Below are 19,838 nucleotides of genomic sequence, written 5' to 3' on the forward strand. Positions count from 1 at the left end.
GTTATCGACTTTTTAGAAATTATCCTTCCATGCGCGCAGACGCGCGAAAACCTCGCTGGGCGAGCGTTTTTGCGGGCCGTCATGCTGGTCAATCCTTGCCTTGACCGCTTCTTCGGCGCTACGCAAAAAGGGGTTGGTCGCGCATTCCAGGGCCAGGCTGGAGGGCAGGCTGATGCGGCCTTCGGCGCGCCAGGCGGTTACTTCCTGCAGGCGTTGGGCGATCTGCGGATTGTCTGGCTCGACTGCCTGGGCAAAGCGCAGGTTGCTCAAGGTGTATTCATGGGTGCAGTACACCTGGGTTTGCTCGGGCAGGGCGGCCAGGCGGCTGAGCGAGTCGTGCATCTGCGCGGGTGTGCCTTCGAACAGGCGACCGCAGCCGGCGGCGAACAGGGTGTCGCCACAGAACAGCCAGTGCTGCTCTGCCTGGTAATAGGCGATATGTCCCAGGGTATGACCGGGTACCTCGATCACGCGAAAGCGCTGACCGAGGACCTCGATCTCGTCACTTTCACGCAACGCCAGATCGCGCGCGGGGATATTTTCCTGCGCCGGGCCGAGTACGCGTGCCCCAGTGGCCGCTTTCAACGGCTGGATACCACCCACATGGTCGGGGTGATGGTGGGTGATCAGAATATCGCTCAATTGCCAGTCCGGATGGCTATCCAGCCAGGCCAGCACCGGCGCCGCATCACCGGGGTCGACCACCGCACAGCGGCGCTGGTCGAGGTCTTGCAGCAACCATATATAGTTGTCCGAGAAGGCGGGCAGGGCGTCGATCTTTATCATCATGCGGGTCGCTAAGCAGGTCATAAAGGTGCATCTTAGAACTCATTGGCGGTGCTGGCTACGCAGGTAATCCTTTATGTCCGATCATCCTTTCGCACAGGCCGATACCGATTGGCTCAAGCTCATCGGCACGGCGCGCCATTGGTTCAATGGGCCTTATGGGCAGTTGCTGCTGGAGGACGAGCAGCGCTTGCTCGAGGAAGAGCTGGCGCGCTTTTTTGGCGGCTACATGGTGCATTACGGCCCTTCCGCACGAGCCTCGCCGAATGCCGCGCAGATCCAGCGCAGCGTGCGGCTCGGCGCGCCTTTCAGCGGGGTGGAAATCGTCTGCGAGGAGCAGGCCTGGCCGCTGACCGAGTATGCCGCCGATGTCGTGTTGCTGCAGCATGGCCTGGACTTCAGTCTGTCGCCCCATGGTCTGTTGCGCGAGGCTGCCCACAGCGTTCGCCCAGGTGGCCATCTGCTGGTGGTCGGTATCAACCCGATGAGCGCCTGGGGCGTGCGTCACCTGTTCGCCCGTGATGCCTTGCGCCAGGCCCGCTGCATCGCACCCAATCGAGTCAGTGACTGGCTGCACCTGTTGGGCTTCGCGCTGGAGAAACGCCGCTTCGGGTGCTATCGTCCGCCGCTTGCTTCCACTGCCTGGCAGGCTCGTCTGGCTCCGCTGGAAGCCTGGGGCGACGCGTGGCAATCGCCAGGAGGCGGCTTCTATATATTAGTGGCGCGCAAGCTGGTGATCGGGTTGCGCCCGTTACGGCAAACGCAGCGAGCCCCCATGGGCAAGCTGGTGCCCATGCCGGTGGCCAAGGTCAGTCGCCGCGATTCGAAGCGGTAAGTGCTAGCAGGCCGTTGAAACGTAGGCGAGGCAGCCGAGACAAGGCAAAAACAGGCGAGGACGCGGAGTTTACGAGCTGTAAATGAGCATTCCGAGCCTGTTTTTAACGCCGTACCGGCAACGTAGGTAGTTTTTCAACGGCCTGCTAGAGCCTGCCGAGCGGAATTTATTGAGAGAAAAGCTCTGCATGAATGAACAAATTGAGATTTATACCGATGGTGCCTGCAAGGGCAATCCCGGCGTCGGTGGCTGGGGCGCGTTGATGATTTTCAAGGGCGTGGAAAAAGAGCTTTGGGGCGGTGAGGCCGAGACCACTAATAACCGCATGGAACTGACCGCGGCGATTCGCGCCCTGGCCGAGTTGAAGCGGGCTTGCGATGTGCGCCTGGTGACCGACTCGCAGTACGTCATGCAAGGTATCCAGGACTGGATGCCGAATTGGAAGAAACGCGGCTGGAAAACCGCCGCCAAGCAGCCGGTGAAGAATGCCGATCTGTGGCGCGAGTTGGACGAACAGGTCAATCGGCACACCGTGACCTGGCAGTGGGTGCGTGGCCATACCGGCGATCCCGGCAACGAACGTGCCGACCAGCTGGCCAACCGTGGCGTCGAAGAAGTGAGAGGGCTGCAACGTGCGTAGCGTAGTTTTGGATACTGAAACCACCGGCATGCCGGTCACCGATGGCCACCGGATCATCGAGATCGGCTGTGTCGAACTGATGGGCCGACGCCTGACCGGGCGGCATTTCCATGCCTATCTGCAGCCGGATCGCGAAATCGACGAGGGCGCCATTGCGGTGCACGGCATCACCAACGATTTCGTTCAGGACAAGCCGCGCTTCAAGGAAGTGGCCGACGAGTTCTTCGAATTCATCAAGGGCGCGCGGCTGATCATCCACAACGCGGCGTTCGACGTTGGCTTCATCAACAACGAATTCGCCCTAATCAAGCAGCAGGGTCGCACCGACATCAGCGAGCATTGCTCGATCCTCGATACCCTGCTGATGGCCCGCGAACGTCATCCGGGGCAGCGCAACAGCCTCGATGCCCTGTGCAAGCGCTATGGCGTCGACAACTCCGGGCGCGACCTGCACGGCGCCTTGCTCGATGCCGAGATCCTTGCCGATGTCTACCTGACCATGACCGGCGGGCAGACCAATCTGTCCCTCGCCGGCGACGGTTCAGAGGGTGACAGCAATGGTCGTCAGCAGCCTAGCGCGACTCGCCGCTTGCCCGCCGAACGCCAGCCTACCCGGGTGGTTCGCGCTTCTCAGGCCGAGCTGGAGGCGCATACCGCGCGTCTGGCCGCGATCGAGAAAGCAGCTGGCGCTCCGGCGTTGTGGGCGACGTTGGAGCCATAGGGCAGATAGGCCGATGCCGTATCTGTAGGAGCCAACAAGCTGGCTCCTACAGAGGTTGTTTTGCCGTATCAATACATAAAAAAGCAGCCCCGACGCAATGCGCAGGGGCTGCTTTTTTATTGCGTGGTTACTCAGTCGAAGACGATGCCCTGGGCCAGCGGTAACTCGCGGGAGTAGTTGACCGTGTTGGTTTGGCGGCGCATGTAGGCCTTCCAGGAGTCGGAGCCGGACTCGCGGCCACCGCCGGTTTCCTTCTCACCACCGAATGCGCCACCGATTTCCGCACCACTGGTGCCGATGTTGACGTTGGCGATGCCGCAGTCGCTGCCGGCGGCACTCTGAAACTGCTCGGCCTCGCGCAGGTCGGTGGTGAAGATGCAGGACGACAGCCCCTGCGGCACCTCGTTGTTCAGGCGCAGCGCCTGATCGAAGTCCTTGTAACTGATCACGTAGAGGATCGGCGCGAAAGTTTCGTGGCGTACCACTTCGCTTTGGCCCGGCATCTCGACGATGGCCGGTGCGACGTAGTAGGCGTTGGGGAACTGTTCGGCCAGTTGGCGCTCGCCACCGAAGACCTGACCGCCTTGCGCGCGGGCCTGGCTCAGTGCGGCTTGCATGGCCTCATAGGCGTGCTGATCAATCAGCGGACCAACCAGGTTGCCCTCCAGCGGATGGCCGATGCGCACCTTGGCGTAGGCGACTTTCAGGCGGGCGATGATTTCGTCCTTGACCGACTCGTGGGCGATCAGCCGACGCAGGCTGGTGCAGCGCTGACCGGCGGTGCCCACGGCGCCGAACAGGATGGCGCGCACGGCCATGTCCAGGTCGGCACTCGGGGCGAGGATCATGGCGTTGTTGCCACCCAGTTCGAGGATGCTGCGGCCGAAACGGGCTGCCACGCGTGGACCGACTTCGCGGCCCATGCGGGTGCTGCCGGTGGCGCTGATCAAGGCCACGCGCGGGTCGTCGACCAGGGCTTCGCCGGCGTCGCGGTCACCGATGACCAACTGGCTGAGACCTTCCGGGGCGTCGCCGAAGGCCTGCAGGGCCTGCTCGAACAGGGCCTGGCAGGCGAGGGCGGTGAGCGGGGTCTTTTCCGAGGGCTTCCAGATCACCGAATCGCCGCAGACCAGGGCCAGGGTGGTATTCCAGGCCCAGACCGCGACCGGGAAGTTGAAGGCACTGATCACGCCGACCACGCCAAGCGGCTGCCAGGTCTCGCGCATGTGGTGGCCCGGGCGCTCGGAGGCGATGGTCAGGCCGTAGAGTTGCCGCGACAGGCCGACGGCGAAATCGCAGATGTCGATCATTTCCTGCACTTCACCCAGGCCTTCCTGGGTGATCTTGCCGGCTTCCCAGGACACCAGTTCGCCGAGATCGGCCTTGTGCTTGCGCAACACCTCGCCGAACAAGCGGATCAGCTCACCGCGACGGGGGGCGGGAACGCTGCGCCAGGCCAGGAACGCCTGCTCGGCGCGCTCGATCTTGGCCAGTACCGCGACGCGGTCCTCGAGGCTGACCGAACCGATCTGGCTGCCGTCGATGGGGGTATAAACCGGGTAGTTGCCATTCTCTACTGCGTGGGCGTTAACCCCGAGGCGGCTCAGAAGTCCGTCAACCATGGCTATCTCCTGTTTGTGCTAGTGGTTGAAAATTGCGATCCGGGTCAGTATTAATCTTCCGTCTGGAACACAACAAGCGACCATTATTCGCCATGTCATTCCTAGGATTCATTCATTTGCCCCAGTGGGCCTTCGTGAGTACCCCATGTCCAAACGCCTGATGCCGTCGATGGCCGCCCTGCAGTGTTTCGAGGCCGTGGCCCGGCATCTCAGCTTCACCCGCGCCGCCGAGGAGCTGTTCCTGACCCAAAGCGCGGTGAGCAAACAGGTCGCGCAGCTGGAGGAAATGCTCCAGCATCTGCTGTTCCGCCGCATCCGCCGGCGCCTGCAGCTGACCCCAGCCGGCTCGCTGTACCTCACCGAGGTCAACAAGATTCTCAAGCAGGTGGAGATGTCGACCCGCTACATCCTCTCCTACGGCGGCGAGACCGAGGTGCTCAAGGTCGCCACCCAACCGACCTTCGGCGCACGCTGGCTGATCCCTCACCTCAAGGGTTTTGGCGCCGCCAACCCGGGTATTCACCTGGATATCTGCAATGAGCTGGAACCCTTTGACCTGCTGCAGTCGCGGGCCGACGTGGTGTTCTTCTTCGGTCAGGGCACCTGGCCGGGCGCCGAGTGCATCGAACTGTTCGGCGAGGAGGTGGTGCCGGTGTGCGCCCCGGATATCCTCCCGGCCGCGCCGCTGGAAAGCCCCCTAAAGCTGACCGACATGCTCCTGCTGCAGTGCGCGTCGCGTCCCGAGGCCTGGCATGAATGGTTCCAGGGCCTGGGCCTGCAGACCGAACACAGCTACCACGGCCCGCGCTTCGAGACCTTCTATATGTGCATCCGCGCCGCCCAGTCCGGCTGCGGGGTGGCGCTGGTACCGCGTTTCCTGGTGGAGGATGAGCTGGCCGAGGGCAAGCTGGTGATTCCCTGGGATCATCCGGTCGCCAGCAGTGGCGCACACTTCCTGGCCTACGCCGAGCACGCGGCGGAGGTGCCGAAGATCCGCAGCTTCGTCAGGTGGATCGAGGAGCAGGTCAGGCTCGAGCAGGGGCGCTAACCGACGCGATCTCGGAATTTAAGGAATAACAGCCGCGCTTTTTTTCGTTTGTGCGCCGGGTTGAACTCTCGCTTTCATAGCGGCCTATCCCACTAGGCCCAGAGGATTCCCCCATGCCCGCCTGCCAGACGCTCAGCTGTTATCCGTTCCCTCTGCGCCAGTCGCTCGCAGCGCGGGCGCGCCCATGAGCCAGGCGCCGATCAGCAACTCCCTGGCCATCGTCCATCCGATCAGCCTCAGCCATGGGCGCAATGCCGAGGTCTGGGACACGAGCGGCAAGCGCTATATCGACTTCGTCGGCGGCATCGGCGTGCTCAACCTGGGGCACTGCCATCCGCGCATCGTCGAGGCCGTGCGCGAACAGGCCGGTCGGCTAACCCATTCGGCATTCAATGCCGTGCCGCACGAAGGCTATGGGCAGCTGATGGAGGCGCTGGCGCGCTTCGTGCCGGTCAGCTATCCGCTGTCGGGGATGCTCACCAACAGCGGCGCCGAGGCGGCGGAAAATGCCCTCAAAGTGGTCCGGGCCGCCACCGGGCGCAGCGCGGTGATCGCCTTCGATGGGGGCTTCCACGGCCGCACCCTGGCCACCCTCAACCTCAACGGCAAAGTCGCGCCCTACAAGCAGAAGGTCGGCACCCTGCCGGGGCCGGTCTATCACCTGCCTTATCCCAGCGCCGACAACGGGGTCAGCCGCGAGCAGGCGCTGGCTGCCATGGAACGGCTGTTCAGCGTGGAGATCGACCGCGCCGAGGTGGCTTGCTTCATCGTCGAACCGATCCAGGGCGAGGGCGGTTTCCAGGCGCTGGATGTGGCTTTCGCCCAGGACCTGCGGCGTTTTTGCGATGCCCATGGCATCGTCCTGATCATCGACGAGATCCAGTCCGGCTTCGGCCGCACCGGTCAACGCTTCGCCTTTAGCCGCCTGGGCATCGAGCCTGACCTGCTGCTGCTCGGCAAGAGCATCGCCGGCGGCCTGCCGCTGGGCGCCGTGGTCGGCCGTCGCGAACTGTTGGATGCGCTGCCCAAGGGCGGCCTGGGCGGCACCTACTCCGGCAACCCGATAGCCTGTGCCGCGGCCCTGGCCAGCCTGGCAGAGATGAGCGATGCCAACCTGGCGACCTGGGGCGAGTTGCAGGCCAGCACCATCGAGACGCGCTACCGCAGCTGGCAGCAGGCGGCCTGGGCATCGATGATCGGTCGCCTGACCGGGGTCGGCGCCATGCGCGGCATCGAGTTACGCAGCGCCGAGGGCGGTCCCGGCAGCGAGCGCCTGGCCGCACTGCTCGGCGCCGCTCGCGAGCAGGGTCTGCTGCTCATGCCCAGTGGCAAGGCGCGGCACATCATCCGCTTGCTGGCGCCATTGACCTGCGAGCGCGAGCGTCTCGAGGAGGGCTTCGACATCTTCGAGCGGTGCCTGGACGCGCTGGCCTGAGCGCGCCGCTCGCGGCCAGCGGATGTGCCCTCGTGGCGCCTGGGGCAGTCTAGAAAACTCAGGGCAGGGACTTTGTCAGGATCTGCCGGTGAGTTTCCAGGAGACCCTTGATGCACCCGCTGAGAGAAAGCCTGCACGCTGAACTGCATGCGCGACCGTCGATCTATTTCGCCGGTCCGGCCCATGTCTACCACTTCGCCATGCTGGATGACGGGGTGTCGCTCGACGGTCTGGTCCGCCAGCTCGACGAACTGGCGGACAACCCCGGGCGGGGCGTGCAGCGTCATGGCCTGCTGCGCATCGCCGGCTGTGCCTTCAAGTGGGAACGCCACAGCGAATTTCTCTCGCTGACCTGGGTGGTGCCGCGTCAGGCCGATACCTCACGCTGGGCCGAGCTGCCGCAGCCGTTGCGTGCTGTGATCGACACCCACCGCCACCTGATCATCAATGCCCTGGTGATCCTCGTCGAGGATGAACCGAACGCCGATGGCCAACCGTCCAGTTATGGCTTCAAGGACCCGGCCGGCTCGCATATCGGCAGCGGCGATGCCACGGTCTGGAGCGACTTTCGCTTGTCGGCGCAGGGCTTCAACCGCCTACTGCTGGTCAATCGCGGCCTGAATGCCTACCGGCTGGGGCGGATGATCCGCCGCCTGGTGGAAATCGAAACCTACCGGATGCTCGCCTCGCTGGGGTTACCGGCCGCCCAGGAGCTGAGCGCTATCCTGCAGGACCTTGACCGCGAGCTGATCGGCCTGGCCGAGCGTAATGCCGCCGCCGACAACAGCGAGGCCAAGGCCCTGCTCGACGGTCTGACCTCGCTCTCGGCCCGGCTGATGCGCTGCTCGGCTGGCTGCCGGCAGCGCTTCAGCGCCACCGCGGCCTATGCCCAGATCGTCTTCGAGCGCATTGCCGAGTTGCGTGAAAGCCATGCCGACGGTCACCAGCGCCTCGGCGTGTTCATCGAACGGCGCTTCAAGCCCAGCGTGCGTTACTGCGCGGCCACCGAGCAGCGTCTCGATCGCCTGGCCGCCGGCATCGCCAACCTCGGCGAGCTGCTGCAGGCCAAGGCCCAGGTCGAAGTCGAGGAGCAGAACTCGAAGATCCTCGAGAGCCTCAATGCGCGTAGCAGCACCCAGCTGAAGATCCAGAAGGCGGTCGAGGGTTTCTCCCTGATCGCCATCAGCTACTACCTGATCGGTCTGCTGAAGATGACCCTGGAGGGGCTGGCGGCCCTGGGTTCGCCGTTTTCCAGCAAGGTGCTGTTCGCCCTGTTGGCGCCGCTGTTCCTGCTTACCCTGGTGCTGCTGGCGCGACGCCTGAAACAGGCGGCGCAGCACTGACGGATGGACTGGAGGATTCTTTCAGGGAATGATCAGGAGAGGATTAGTCGTTTGAAAGGGGCTGTTCGGTTCGCCAGTATGTTTGGCATGAATCACCGGAATAGGTCTCTGCGCTGGAGATCCCGGTCAGACTGATCAGGCGAAGCAAGGAGTCGAACCCCATGAGTGTGCACGCGGCCGCCAACCGAGAAGCGTGGGTCCATCCGGACGAGATCCGCGTGCAGTTTTCCCGCGCCATGTCCGCCCTGTACAAGGCTGAAGTGCCGCTCTACGGCGAGTTGCTGGCGCTGGTGGGCCAGGTCAACCAGCAGGCCCTGGAACAGGACGCCGAGCTGGCCGAGCGGCTGCAGCTGACCGGCGAAATCCAGCGCCTGGACCTGGAACGACACGGCGCCATCCGCTTGGGCTGCGCCGCCGAACTGGCCACCATACGCCGCCTGTTCGCGGTGATGGGCATGTTCCCGGTTGGCTACTATGACCTGTCCTGCGCGGGCGTACCGGTGCATTCCACCGCGTTCCGGGCGATCCACGAAGGCTCCTTGCAGCACAGTCCCTTCCGCGTGTTTACCTCCTTGCTACGTCTGGAACTGATCGAGAACCCGGCGCTGCGTGAGCTGGCCGCCAGCGTGCTGGAGGGCCGGCGTATCTTCACCCCGCGCGCCATCGAGCTGATCGAGCGCTGCGAACAGGCCGGTGGCCTGGAGCAGGCCGAGGCGGCCGAGTTCATCGAACAGGCCCTGGAGACCTTTCGCTGGCACCGCGAGGCGACAGTCAGTGCCGCGCTCTACCAGCAGCTGAGCGAGCAACACCGGCTGATCGCCGATGTGGTGGCGTTCAAGGGCCCGCATATCAACCACCTGACCCCGCGCACCCTCGACATAGACGCGGTGCAGGCCGGGATGCTGCGCCGCGGCATCGACCCCAAGGCCATCATCGAAGGCCCGCCCGCGCGGCGCTGTCCGATCCTGCTGCGTCAGACCAGCTTCAAGGCCCTGCACGAGCCGGTGGTGTTCGTCGAGGACAATGGTGATCGGACGTTGGGTAGTCATTCGGCCCGCTTCGGCGAGATCGAGCAACGCGGTGCCGCCCTGACCGCTAAAGGCCGGGCGCTGTATGACCGCCTGCTGGATAACGCCCGCCAGGCAGGCGAAGCCTATGTGCCGGTACTGATCGCGCAGTTCGCCGAGTTCCCGGACGACTACGCCAGCCTGCGCCGCCAGCAGTTGGCCTATTTCCGCTACTTCGTCAGTCCGGCCGGGCTGGCTGCCAAGGCTCGTGGCGAGCTGGCGAGCGACCTGGAAGCGCTGCTCGCCGCCGGGCATCTCTGTTGCGAGCCGCTGGTCTACGAAGACTTTCTGCCGGTCAGCGCGGCGGGGATCTTCCAGTCCAATCTCGGCGATGCAGGGCGAAACAGCTACGGGCATTCGGCCAATCAGGACGTCTTCGAGCGCGACTTGGGCGCGGCGGTCTACGACGAACTGGCGTTGTATGCCGAGACCCAGCAGCGCTCGTTGGCCCAGTGCGCCGAGCAGCTCGGCTTGGCGGAACTGCTCGGCGACTGACTGCTGGTCGCGGGCTTGGTGGATTGAATAGTCACTTGCCGCCGGGCGCGAGCCTGGCCGTTTTCGAGGAGTCGCGTCATGGACAACAACGAGGGTGCCCGCAGCGGCGGGCAGATTCTGGTCGATGCCTTGCGCATCAATGGCGTCGAGCGCGCCTTCTGCGTGCCCGGCGAGAGCTACTTGGCGGTGCTCGATGCCCTGCACGATGCCCGCGAGGAGATCGACCTGGTGGTTTGCCGCCAGGAAGGCGGCGCCGCCTATATGGCCGAGGCCTACGGCAAGCTGACCGGCAAGCCGGGGATCTGTTTCGTCACCCGCGGCCCCGGCGCGACCAATGCGGCCGTTGGCGTGCACACGGCCTATCAGGATTCCACCCCGATGATCCTGTTCATCGGCCAGGTGGCCCGCGACCAGATGGAGCGCGAGGCCTTCCAGGAAATCGACTACCGGCGCATGTTCGGCCAGATGGCCAAGTGGGTGGTGCAGATCGACGATGCCCGGCGCCTGCCGGAATTGCTCAGCCAGGCCTTCCACCGCGCCATCAATGGCCGCCCCGGACCGGTGGTGGTGGCGTTGCCGGAGGACATGCTGACCGATTGCGTCACGGTGGCCGATGCCGGACCCTGCCGGCGCATCGAGGCGAGTCCGGCCGCTGCCGATCTACAGACCATGACCGAGCTGCTCGATGCGGCCCAGCGGCCCTTGCTGGTCCTCGGTGGCGGTGGCTGGAATGCGACGGCGGTCGCCGACATCCAGCGCTTCGCCGAGCAACGGCAGTTGCCGGTGGCGGCCTCGTTCCGTTGTCAGGACCTGTTCGACAATGGCCACCCGAACTACGCTGGCGACCTTGGCCTGGCGGCCGGACCGCAGCTGAGCCAGGCGGTGCGCGATGCCGACCTGCTGCTGGTGGTCGGCGCGCGTATGGGCGAGATCACCTCCGGCGGCTACAGTCTGCTGGAGATCCCGGTGCCGCGCCAGCAGCTGGTGCATGTGCACGCCGGTATCGAGGAACTGGGCCGGGTCTACCAGCCAACCCTGGCGATCAACAGCGGCATGGCGGCCTTTGCGGCCCAGTCCGCAAGGCTCGCGTCCAGCAACAATCCAGTACATGCCGACTGGACCCACGGCCTGAATGCCCACTACCTGGCCAACCTCGACTGTCCACCCTCGCCGGGGCCGGTGCAGCTCGGCGAGATCATGGCCTGGCTGCGCGAACGCCTGCCGAGCGACGCCATCCTGACCAATGGTGCCGGTAACTATGCGGTCTGGGTCCAGCGCTTCTATCAGTACCGCGGTTTCCGCACCCAGTTGGGGCCGACCAATGGCTCGATGGGCTATGGCGTGCCGGCCGGCATCGCGGCCAAGCTGACCGCCCCGCAGCGCATGGTGGTGGCTTTCGCCGGCGATGGCTGCTTCATGATGAACGGCCAGGAACTGGCCACTGCGGCCCAGTACGGCGCCAACCTGATCGTCATAGTGGTCAACAATGGCATGTACGGCACCATCCGCATGCACCAGGAGCGCCACTATCCTGGACGGGTATCCGGTACCACACTGCATAATCCGGACTTCGCCGCCCTGGCGCGGGCCTATGGCGTGCATGGCGAGGTGGTGGCCGCCACCGAGGAGTTTCCGGCGGCCTTCGAGCGCGCCGCCCAGGCCGGCCTGCCGGCGCTGATCGAGATCCGCGTCGACCCGGAGGCGCTGACCCCACGGCAGAGTCTCAGTCAGATCCGCGAGCAGGCCCTGGCGCAGTCCTGAATGGCTAACAGTCCATTTTTAAGGCTATGTCCCTGTTACGTGTTGCACGCAGCTTTTGTAGGGTGGGTCGGGCCGCGCAGGTTAGTGGCGCTGAGCAGAAGCTGAACATCAACTGCGGAAATTGCGCGCCGCGTAACCCACCAAGCGGTTGTCGGCTTACCTCCTCTGGTGGGTTACGGCGCAACCGACTACGCACCAGCCAATAGCCTGCAGTCATGCGCCTAACCCACCCTACGAATCATCGCCCCCCACGCAACGCCTAGCCGGCCTGCACGTTTCAACACATAACGATGACATAGCGATTTTTAACGCAGTATTGGCAGCGCAGGTGGTTTTTCAACGGCTTGCTAAGGCGGGCGTGTTCGGCGCCCGCCGTTCTCATCCCTAGAGCTTCTGCCCGCGATCCAGCTTGCAGGACAGGATGATCGAGGTGGTGGTCTTCTCCACCCCATCCACCGCCCCTATCTCATCGAGCAGTTCGTCGAGCCGCTCCGGTGACTCGGTGCGTAGCCAGGCAACGAAATCGAACTCGCCACTGACCGTGCAGAGTTGCTGGACTTCGGCCATGTGGGTCAGCCGGCGCAGCACCTCCTTGCCCGAACGCGGTTGCAGGGTGATGCCGACATAGGCCTGCAGGCCACCATCGAGAACCCGCTGGCCCAGACGCAGGCCGTAGCCGGTGATGATCTTGTTCTTCTCCAGCCGGGCGATCCGCGAGATCACCGTGGTGCGGGCGATGCCCAGCTTGCGCGCGAGCATGGCCACGCTCTCGCGGGCATTGAGTTGCAGGGCGGCGATCAGCTGGCGGTCGATATCATCCAGGCGGGCAGTGTTCAGTTCAGCCATACGGGGTCGTACCTAGGGGAACAGAGGTGGGGCCGGAGCAAGGGCAAACCGGCAAAGTCTGCGGGCAACGCGAGGCGAGGTAAAGCGCTGGCGCAGCCCCACCCACGGCGGGTGGCGCTGCGATGATTCAGCGGCCCTGACAGGCGTCCACCCGCAGGCGCCGCTCGAGCACACGGAAAGCCTGCACCAGCACATAGGCGGCGACGAGGTAGAACAGCCCGGCAGCGAAGAAGATCTCCACCGGCTGGTAGGTGCGGGCGATGATGGTGCGCGACATGCCGGTCAGCTCAAGCAGGGTGATGGTGCTGGCCAGGGCGCTGGCCTTGAGCATCAGGATCACCTCGTTGCTGTAGGCCGGCAGGCCGATGCGCGCGGCGCGCGGCAGGATGATGTGCACCAGGGTGCGTAGGTTGGACATGCCCAGGGCCCGCGCCGCCTCGATCTCGCCAGGCGGAATGGCCTGGATCGAACCGCGCAGGATCTCGGCGATATAGGCGGCCGTGTGCAGGGTCAGGGTGACCACCGCGCACCAGTAGGCATCGCGCAGCAGCGGCCACAGCGGCCCCTCGCGCACCGCCTCGAACTGGGCCAGGCCGTAGTAGACCAGGAACAGTTGCACCAGCAGCGGCGTGCCGCGGAAGAAGAAGATATAGCCATAGGGCAGGGCGCGCAGCCACCAGTGCCGCGATGCCCGGGCGATGCCCAGGGGGATCGCCAGGATCAGCCCGGCGATCACCGCGATGGCCACCAGTTCCAGGGTCAGCATGGCGCCTTCGGCGATCTTCGGCAGCCACTTGATAATCAATTCCCAGTTCATGCGGCGCTCCTGATAAAGCCGCGGCCGGCACGCTTCTCGAGCAGGTGCAGGCCGATCATGGCGAAGATGGTGAGGCTCAGGTAGATGAAGGCGGCCACCAGGAAGAAGGTGAAGGGCTCCTTGCTCGAGGTCACCGCGATCTGCGAGCGGCGCATGATTTCCTCCAGTCCGATCACCGAGATCAGGGCGGTGTCCTTCATCAGGATCATGAACAGGTTGCCCAGGCCCGGCAGGGCGATGCGCCACATCTGCGGCAGGATCAGGCGCCAGAGAATTCGCGGCTTGGACAGGCCGAGGGCCTGGCCGGCCTCACGATGGCCCTTGGGGATGGCCAGGATGGCGCCGCGAAACACCTCGGTGGCGTAGGCGCCGAAGCACAGGCCGAGGGCGATGGTGCCGGCGGCAAAGGCGCTGAGTTCCAGGCTGGCGAGGCCGAGCAGGTCGGCCAAGCTGCGCAGCAGGCTGACCGTGCCGAAATAGATCAGCAGCACCCAGAGCAGCTCGGGCACCCCGCGCACCAGGGTCGAATAGCAGCCGCCGAGCCATTGCAGTGATTGGTAGGGCGAGGTCTTGGCCAGGGCGCCGAGCAGGCCAAGCACCAGACCCAATGAGAGCGCCGACAGCGCCAGCTTGATGGTCATCAGGGCACCGGCCAGTAGCGCCGGGCCGAAGCCGTAGAGATCGAGAGTCATAATTCGTACCACCACAGGGACAGGCATGGCGCGACAGGCGCCGTGCCTGTCAGGCCGGTCAGTAGATGCTGAAGGGGAAGTACTTGGTGTTGATCTGCTGATAGGTGCCGTCGGCGACGATTTCCGCCAGTGCGGCATTCAGCCGGCTACGTAGCGGATCGCCCTTGCGCACGGCGATGCCGATCTTGTCGTTGTCGAACACCGGCTCGCCCTTGAACTCGAAGCCCGTGCCGGCGTCGCTCTTGAGCCATTCCCAGTTGACGAAGGTGTCGGCCAGCACGCCATCGAGGCGGCCCGAGGTCAGATCGAGGTAGGCGTTTTCCTGGGTGTCGTAGAGCTTGATATCGACCACCTCGCCGAGGTTGTCTTCCAGCCAGGTACCGGCGATGGTGGCGCGCTGGGCGCCGATCACCTTGCCCTTCAGGCTGATTTTGTCGGTCTTGAATTCGGCGCCTTTGGGCGCGATGAACTGCAGTTTGTTGGTGTAGTAGGGGGCGGTGAAATCGACCGCCTGCTGGCGCTCCTCGGTGATCGACATGGAGGCGACGATGGCGTCGAATTTCCTGGCGTTCAGCGCCGGGATGATGCCGTCCCAGTCGGAGGTGACCACTTCGCACTCAGCTTCCATTTTGGCGCAGAGGGCCTGGGCGATTTCCACGTCGAAACCGACCACCTGACCGCCGGCGGCGATCAGGTTGAAGGGCGGGTAGGCGCCTTCGGTACCGATCTTCAGTTTGTCGGCGGCAACTACGCTGCTGGCGAAAGCCAGGGTAGCGGCGGTGGTCAGCAAGATTTTCTTGTATTTATGCATGCGATGACGCTCCGTTAATGATTGCTGGACATGAACTGCCTGCAACGTGCCGACTGCGGGTTATCGAACACCTGCGCCGGCGTGCCTTGTTCCTCCACCAGCCCCTGGTGGAGAAACACCACTTCGCTCGACACTTGGCGGGCGAAGTTCATCTCATGGGTGACCAGCAGCATGGTGCGGCCTTCATCGGCCAGGGCGCGGATCACGCTGAGGACTTCCTGAACCATTTCCGGGTCGAGGGCCGAGGTCGGCTCGTCGAACAGGATGACCTTGGGCTCCATGCACAGGGTCCGGGCAATCGCCGCGCGCTGCTGCTGGCCGCCGGACAGCTGATTAGGGTAGACGTGGCGCTTGTCGGCGATGCCGACCTTGGCCAGCAGCGCCTCGGCCCGTTCGGTGGCCTCGGCCCGGCTCAGGCCGAGCACCCGGCGCGGCGCCTCGGTGATGTTGTCGAGTACGCTCATGTGCGGCCACAGGTTAAAGCTCTGGAAGACGAAGCCGATTTCGCTGCGTAGCCGGTTGATCTGCTGGTTGCTGGCCGCGACCAGGGCGCCGCCGTGGCTTTTCTTCAGGCGCAACTCTTCGCCGTTGACCAGGATCTGGCCGCGGTGGGGCGATTCAAGCAGGTTGATGCAGCGCAGGAAGGTCGACTTGCCCGAGCCGGAAGAGCCGAGAATGGAGATGACGTCGCCGTCGCGGGCGGTCAGGGAAATGCCCTTGAGCACCTCATGGTCGCCGTAGCTTTTGTGCAGGTCGCGGATTTCCAGTGCAGCTGGGGAGCCAGTCATTGAAGCACCTCTTATTATTCTTTTTTCGCGTAGCGGATACTGCCGGGTCACGCCGATCACTGCTGCCCGCTATGCGTCGCAGGCGTTCAGTATTGCGTCAGGCTGACCAGATGCAGGTCAGCGAATGCAAGCATTGCAGTCGCGCGCCTGGGCAGCTTCAAGCTTCAATGGTGGGCGCTTGCGCGAGCATCCGTCGAACGAAAACAACTAACCACATCATTCCGTAAATGACTCAACTCGCAGTCTGAGCGAGCCGCAGCAGGCCCGGCGGCGTGGTGCCTGCGGGCCGGATCTTGCAACGGCTGGGATGTCGAGCAATCCCAGCGCGTTGTTCAGCGGTAAGCGTGTCAGGGGGGTGCAGCAGCCGGGCCGCCGCGCACCGGGCCAACTCAGGCGGCTTTCTGGGTCTGGTCGCTGTGTTCTTCGTAGGCCAGACCGAAGCGGTTGGCGAGGAAGTCTTCCAGCGACACCTGCTCCTGGCTGATGAAGCCCGCTTGCGGCAGGCGCTTCTCGCGGAACAGGTCCAGCGCGGCGCAGATGCCGGCGGCGGTGGTGATCTGGATCGCGCTGGTCAGGCGGCCGTTCTGCACGGCGGCGAAGATCTTGCGGCTGAACACCTGCTGCACCAGCTTGCCGTCCTGCATGCCATTGACGGTGACGAACACCAGCACCACGTCCTGCATGGTGCTCGGCACGGCGCCGCGCAGGATGTCCTTGAGCTTTTCCTGATGGCCGGCCAGGCGCAGGTCTTCCAGGAGAAACTTCATCAGGTCGCGGTGACCCGGGTAACGCACGGTCTTGTAGTCCAGTACTTCGACCTTGCCTTGCAGGGTTTCACACAGGGTGCCCAGACCGCCGGAGGTGTTGAACGCCTCGTACTCGACGCCGTCCAGGGAGAAGTGTTCCAGGCCTTCCAGGGGCTGGACCATCTGCAGTTTGCCGTTGCGGATCGCTTCGCAAGGGTGGCAGTACTCGTTGACCAGGCCGTCGACGCTCCAGGTCAGGTTGTACTTGAGGGCGTTGGTGGGGAACTCCGGCAGGGCGCCGACGCGCATCTTGACCTCGCGCACGCTGTCGAAATCGCGGGCCAGGGAGTGCGCGGCAATGCCGATGAAGCCAGGCGCCAGGCCGCACTGCGGCATGAAGGCGGTCTTGGCGTCTTTGGCCAGCTCCATGATGGCCCTGGTTGCGTGGACGTCTTCGGTCAGGTCGAAGTAGTGGGTGCCACTGTTCTTGGCCGCCTGGGCGACGGTAATGGCCATGTGGTACGGCAGGGCATTGAGCACCGCGTCGTAACCGTGCATCAGTGCTTCGAGGGCGCCGGCATCGGCCGAATCGAGCAGCTGGGTGGCGATGCCGAGGGCATTGATCGCCTTCAGCGAACTGGCCTCGCGATCAGCCACCAGCACCTTGTAGTCGCCGGTGTTGTGCAGCAGTTGAGCGATGGTGAAACCGATGTGGCCGGCGCCAAGCAGGAGGACATTCATTGTTATTTTCTCCAGGGGTTTATTTCGGACCGGTTCAGTCTAAAGAGCACCTGGTATGACAATAAGACTCATAAACCATCGATAAGATGAAAAAATCCTACGTTTTGACGTGCTGCGAGTGCGTTTAGTCGAATCTACATCGGCGCGTCGCGAGGCAAGTGAGGGTGAGCATGGATTTGAGGAAACGGCCCACTTGATCTGCTACTCCATCATTGGCACGGCTAAATGACGAACTACCGCTGCGCTCTTTAGTGCTTCGCCTGCGCGATGCCTTGCCGACGCCGAGTCGCGCGGTTTCCTAAAAGGCCATTGCATGGTGTTTACTGACGGCAATTATCAAATCGCTCCGTGAGCACCGGATTACCCCAATGTATAAAGACCTCAAGTTTCCCGTGCTGATCGTGCACCGCGACATCAAGGCCGACACCGTGGCCGGCGATCGGGTGCGTGCCATCGCCCACGAACTGGAGCAGGACGGTTTCAGCATCCTGTCCACCGCCAGCTCCGCCGAGGGGCGGATCGTCGCTTCGACCCATCACGGCCTCGCCTGCATTCTGGTGACCGCCGAGGGCGCGGGGGAGAACAAGCACCTGTTGCAGGACATGGTCGAGTTGATCCGCATCGCCCGGCGACGGGCGCCGCAGTTGCCGATCTTCGCCCTTGGCGAGCAGGTGACTATCGAGAACGCGCCGGCCGAAGCCATGGCCGACCTCAACCAGCTGCGCGGTATCCTCTATCTGTTCGAGGACACGGTGCCGTTCCTCGCCCGCCAGGTTGCCCGCGCCGCACGCAATTATCTGGACTGCCTGCTGCCGCCATTCTTCAAGGCGCTGGTGCAGCACACCGCGCAATCCAACTACTCCTGGCACACGCCCGGCCATGGCGGCGGCGTGGCTTACCGCAAGAGTCCGGTCGGCCAGGCGTTCCACCAGTTCTTCGGCGAGAACACCCTGCGCTCCGACCTCTCGGTGTCGGTGCCGGAGCTGGGTTCGCTGCTCGATCACACCGGCCCCTTGGCCGAGGCCGAGGCCCGCGCCGCACGCAACTTCGGTGCCGATCACACCTACTTCGTGATCAACGGCACCTCGACGGCCAACAAGATCGTCTGGCACGGCATGGTCGGGCGCGACGACCTGGTACTGGTCGATCGCAATTGCCACAAGTCGATCCTCCATTCGATCATCATGACCGGCGCAATTCCGCTGTATCTGTGTCCGGAGCGCAACGAATTGGGCATCATCGGGCCGATTCCACTGTCCGAGTTCAGTCGCGAGTCGATCCAGGCGAAGATTGATGCCAGCCCGCTGGCACGCGGTCGCGTGCCCAGCAGCAGTGGGGCCATGGTCAAGCTGGTGGTGGTGACCAACTCGACTTACGACGGCCTGTGCTACAACGCCGAACTGATCAAACAGACCCTGGGCGACAGCGTCGAGGTGCTGCATTTCGACGAGGCCTGGTATGCCTATGCGGCGTTCCACGAGTTCTATGCCGGGCGCTATGGCATGGGCACGACCCGCACAGCCAATACGCCGCTGGTGTTCAGTACTCACTCCACGCACAAACTGTTGGCGGCGTTCAGTCAGGCCTCGATGATCCATGTGCAGGATGGCGGTGCGCGTCAACTCGATCGCGACCGCTTCAACGAAGCCTTCATGATGCATATCTCGACCTCGCCGCAGTACGGCATCATCGCTTCGCTGGATGTGGCCTCGGCGATGATGGAAGGCCCGGCGGGCCGTTCGCTGATCCAGGAAACCTTCGACGAGGCGCTGAGCTTTCGCCGTGCCCTGGCCAATCTGCGGCAGAATCTCAGCGCCGACGATTGGTGGTTCAGCATCTGGCAGCCGCCCCAGGCCGAGGGCGTCGACGAGGTGGCGACCGAGAGCTGGTTGTTGCAGCCGCAAGCCGAGTGGCATGGATTTGGCGAGGTGGCCGAGGATTACGTGCTGCTCGACCCGATCAAGGTCACCCTGGTGACCCCCGGCCTGACCGCTGGCGGCAAGCTCGATGAGTGCGGGATTCCGGCGGCGGTGGTCAGCAAATTCCTCTGGGAGCGCGGCCTGGTGGTCGAGAAAACCGGCCTGTATTCCTTCCTGGTGCTGTTCTCCATGGGCATTACCAAGGGCAAGTGGAGCACCTTGCTCACCGAGTTGCTGGAGTTCAAGCGCAGTTATGACGTCAACCTGGCGTTAACGGTCGCCTTGCCCTCGATCGCCAAAGCGGGCGGCGCCCACTACCACGGTATGGGCCTGCGCGACCTGTGCGATGCGCTGCACCGTTGCTACGGCGAAAACGCCACGGCCAAGGCGATGAAACGGATGTACACGGAGCTGCCGGAAGTCGCGCTCAAACCCGCCGATGCCTATAACCAGCTGGTACGCGGCGAAGTCGAAGCCGTGCCTATCGATCAGCTCGACGGACGGATCGCCGCGGTCATGTTGGTGCCCTATCCACCGGGTATTCCGCTGATCATGCCGGGCGAACGCTTTACCCCGGCGACTCGCTCGATCATCGATTATCTGGAGTTCGCCCGCACCTTCGACCGTAGCTTCCCCGGCTTCGACGTCGACGTGCATGGCTTGCAACGCAATGAAGGGCCGGACGGCAACGCCTACACGGTGGACTGCATCAAACTCTAGGGCGC

General features: G+C 64.0%; 17 protein-coding genes. 9 read left to right on the top strand and 8 right to left on the bottom strand.

Going from position 1 to position 19,838, the window contains the following annotated elements; all coding sequences use genetic code 11:
* Window positions 1–12 precede the first annotated feature (12 nt).
* Entirely contained in the window at window positions 13–786 is a 774-nt protein-coding gene (gene gloB, locus VCJ09_RS11070) for a hydroxyacylglutathione hydrolase (protein WP_324734649.1), read from the bottom strand.
* Window positions 787–862: 76 nt separating this feature from the next.
* On the opposite strand from gloB, the gene VCJ09_RS11075 reads away from it, so the two are divergent.
* The 3 genes from VCJ09_RS11075 to dnaQ all read left to right on the top strand — a co-directional run bounded on the left by VCJ09_RS11075 (window position 863) and on the right by dnaQ (window position 2,982).
* A complete protein-coding gene (locus VCJ09_RS11075) occupies window positions 863–1,621 on the top strand; it encodes a class I SAM-dependent methyltransferase (protein WP_324734350.1) in 759 nt (252 codons plus the stop codon).
* A 187-nt stretch (window positions 1,622–1,808) separates the two neighbouring features.
* Window positions 1,809–2,261, top strand: coding sequence for a ribonuclease HI (rnhA, locus tag VCJ09_RS11080; protein WP_079204910.1), 453 nt, complete (start codon window positions 1,809–1,811; stop codon window positions 2,259–2,261).
* Window positions 2,254–2,982 (top strand): DNA polymerase III subunit epsilon, encoded by a 729-nt coding sequence (gene dnaQ / locus VCJ09_RS11085; protein ID WP_324734351.1) that lies wholly within the window; start codon window positions 2,254–2,256, stop codon window positions 2,980–2,982. The genes rnhA and dnaQ overlap by 8 nt, the downstream gene beginning before the upstream one ends.
* A 131-nt stretch (window positions 2,983–3,113) precedes the next feature.
* Here the strand turns inward: dnaQ and amaB are convergent, their stop codons facing one another.
* Window positions 3,114–4,604 carry an L-piperidine-6-carboxylate dehydrogenase gene (gene amaB / locus VCJ09_RS11090; RefSeq protein ID WP_324734352.1) on the bottom strand — a complete coding sequence of 497 codons (1,491 nt, stop codon included), beginning with the start codon at window positions 4,602–4,604 and terminating at the stop codon, window positions 3,114–3,116.
* A gap of 145 nt (window positions 4,605–4,749) precedes the next feature.
* Between amaB and VCJ09_RS11095 the strand changes: the two genes are divergently transcribed.
* The 5 genes from VCJ09_RS11095 (at window position 4,750) to VCJ09_RS11115 (ending at window position 11,753) form a co-directional block, all read left to right on the top strand.
* Window positions 4,750–5,652 (top strand): LysR family transcriptional regulator, encoded by a 903-nt coding sequence (locus VCJ09_RS11095; protein WP_324734353.1) that lies wholly within the window; start codon window positions 4,750–4,752, stop codon window positions 5,650–5,652.
* A gap of 184 nt (window positions 5,653–5,836) precedes the next feature.
* Window positions 5,837–7,087 carry a 2-aminoadipate transaminase gene (locus VCJ09_RS11100; RefSeq protein WP_324734354.1) on the top strand — a complete coding sequence of 417 codons (1,251 nt, stop codon included), beginning with the start codon at window positions 5,837–5,839 and terminating at the stop codon, window positions 7,085–7,087.
* A gap of 110 nt (window positions 7,088–7,197) precedes the next feature.
* Window positions 7,198–8,430 (top strand): DUF3422 domain-containing protein, encoded by a 1,233-nt coding sequence (locus tag VCJ09_RS11105; protein ID WP_324734355.1) that lies wholly within the window; start codon window positions 7,198–7,200, stop codon window positions 8,428–8,430.
* A gap of 161 nt (window positions 8,431–8,591) precedes the next feature.
* Window positions 8,592–9,992, top strand: a complete 1,401-nt coding sequence (hglS, locus tag VCJ09_RS11110; protein ID WP_324734356.1) for a 2-oxoadipate dioxygenase/decarboxylase HglS — start codon at window positions 8,592–8,594, stop codon at window positions 9,990–9,992.
* A 78-nt stretch (window positions 9,993–10,070) separates the two neighbouring features.
* A complete protein-coding gene (locus VCJ09_RS11115) occupies window positions 10,071–11,753 on the top strand; it encodes a thiamine pyrophosphate-binding protein (RefSeq protein WP_324734357.1) in 1,683 nt (560 codons plus the stop codon).
* 384 nt (window positions 11,754–12,137) lie between these two features.
* On the opposite strand, the gene VCJ09_RS11120 is transcribed toward VCJ09_RS11115, so the two are convergent.
* From VCJ09_RS11120 to VCJ09_RS11145, 6 genes are all read right to left on the bottom strand, one after another.
* Complete coding sequence (locus VCJ09_RS11120) at window positions 12,138–12,599, bottom strand: Lrp/AsnC family transcriptional regulator (RefSeq protein ID WP_079201870.1); 462 nt, start codon at window positions 12,597–12,599, stop codon at window positions 12,138–12,140.
* Window positions 12,600–12,726: 127 nt separating this feature from the next.
* Window positions 12,727–13,416 carry an ABC transporter permease gene (locus tag VCJ09_RS11125; RefSeq protein WP_324734358.1) on the bottom strand — a complete coding sequence of 230 codons (690 nt, stop codon included), beginning with the start codon at window positions 13,414–13,416 and terminating at the stop codon, window positions 12,727–12,729.
* Complete coding sequence (locus VCJ09_RS11130; protein WP_324734359.1) at window positions 13,413–14,108, bottom strand: ABC transporter permease; 696 nt, start codon at window positions 14,106–14,108, stop codon at window positions 13,413–13,415. Before VCJ09_RS11130 ends, VCJ09_RS11125 begins: the two co-directional genes overlap by 4 nt.
* Before the next feature lie 58 nt (window positions 14,109–14,166).
* On the bottom strand, window positions 14,167–14,919 hold the full coding sequence (locus VCJ09_RS11135) for an ABC transporter substrate-binding protein (RefSeq protein WP_324734360.1): 753 nt from the start codon (window positions 14,917–14,919) through the stop codon (window positions 14,167–14,169).
* Between the two features lie 14 nt (window positions 14,920–14,933).
* Window positions 14,934–15,707: an ABC transporter ATP-binding protein gene (locus VCJ09_RS11140; RefSeq protein ID WP_324734361.1), complete on the bottom strand. Its 774-nt coding sequence runs from the start codon at window positions 15,705–15,707 to the stop codon at window positions 14,934–14,936.
* 389 nt (window positions 15,708–16,096) lie between these two features.
* Window positions 16,097–17,194 carry a saccharopine dehydrogenase family protein gene (locus VCJ09_RS11145; RefSeq protein WP_324734362.1) on the bottom strand — a complete coding sequence of 366 codons (1,098 nt, stop codon included), beginning with the start codon at window positions 17,192–17,194 and terminating at the stop codon, window positions 16,097–16,099.
* Between the two features lie 368 nt (window positions 17,195–17,562).
* Between VCJ09_RS11145 and VCJ09_RS11150 the strand changes: the two genes are divergently transcribed.
* On the top strand, window positions 17,563–19,833 hold the full coding sequence (locus VCJ09_RS11150; protein ID WP_324734363.1) for an Orn/Lys/Arg family decarboxylase: 2,271 nt from the start codon (window positions 17,563–17,565) through the stop codon (window positions 19,831–19,833).
* The last annotated feature ends 5 nt before the right edge of the window (window positions 19,834–19,838 follow it).

The sequence above is a fragment of the Pseudomonas paeninsulae genome (genome assembly GCF_035621475.1).
Classification (GTDB): domain Bacteria; phylum Pseudomonadota; class Gammaproteobacteria; order Pseudomonadales; family Pseudomonadaceae; genus Aquipseudomonas; species Aquipseudomonas paeninsulae.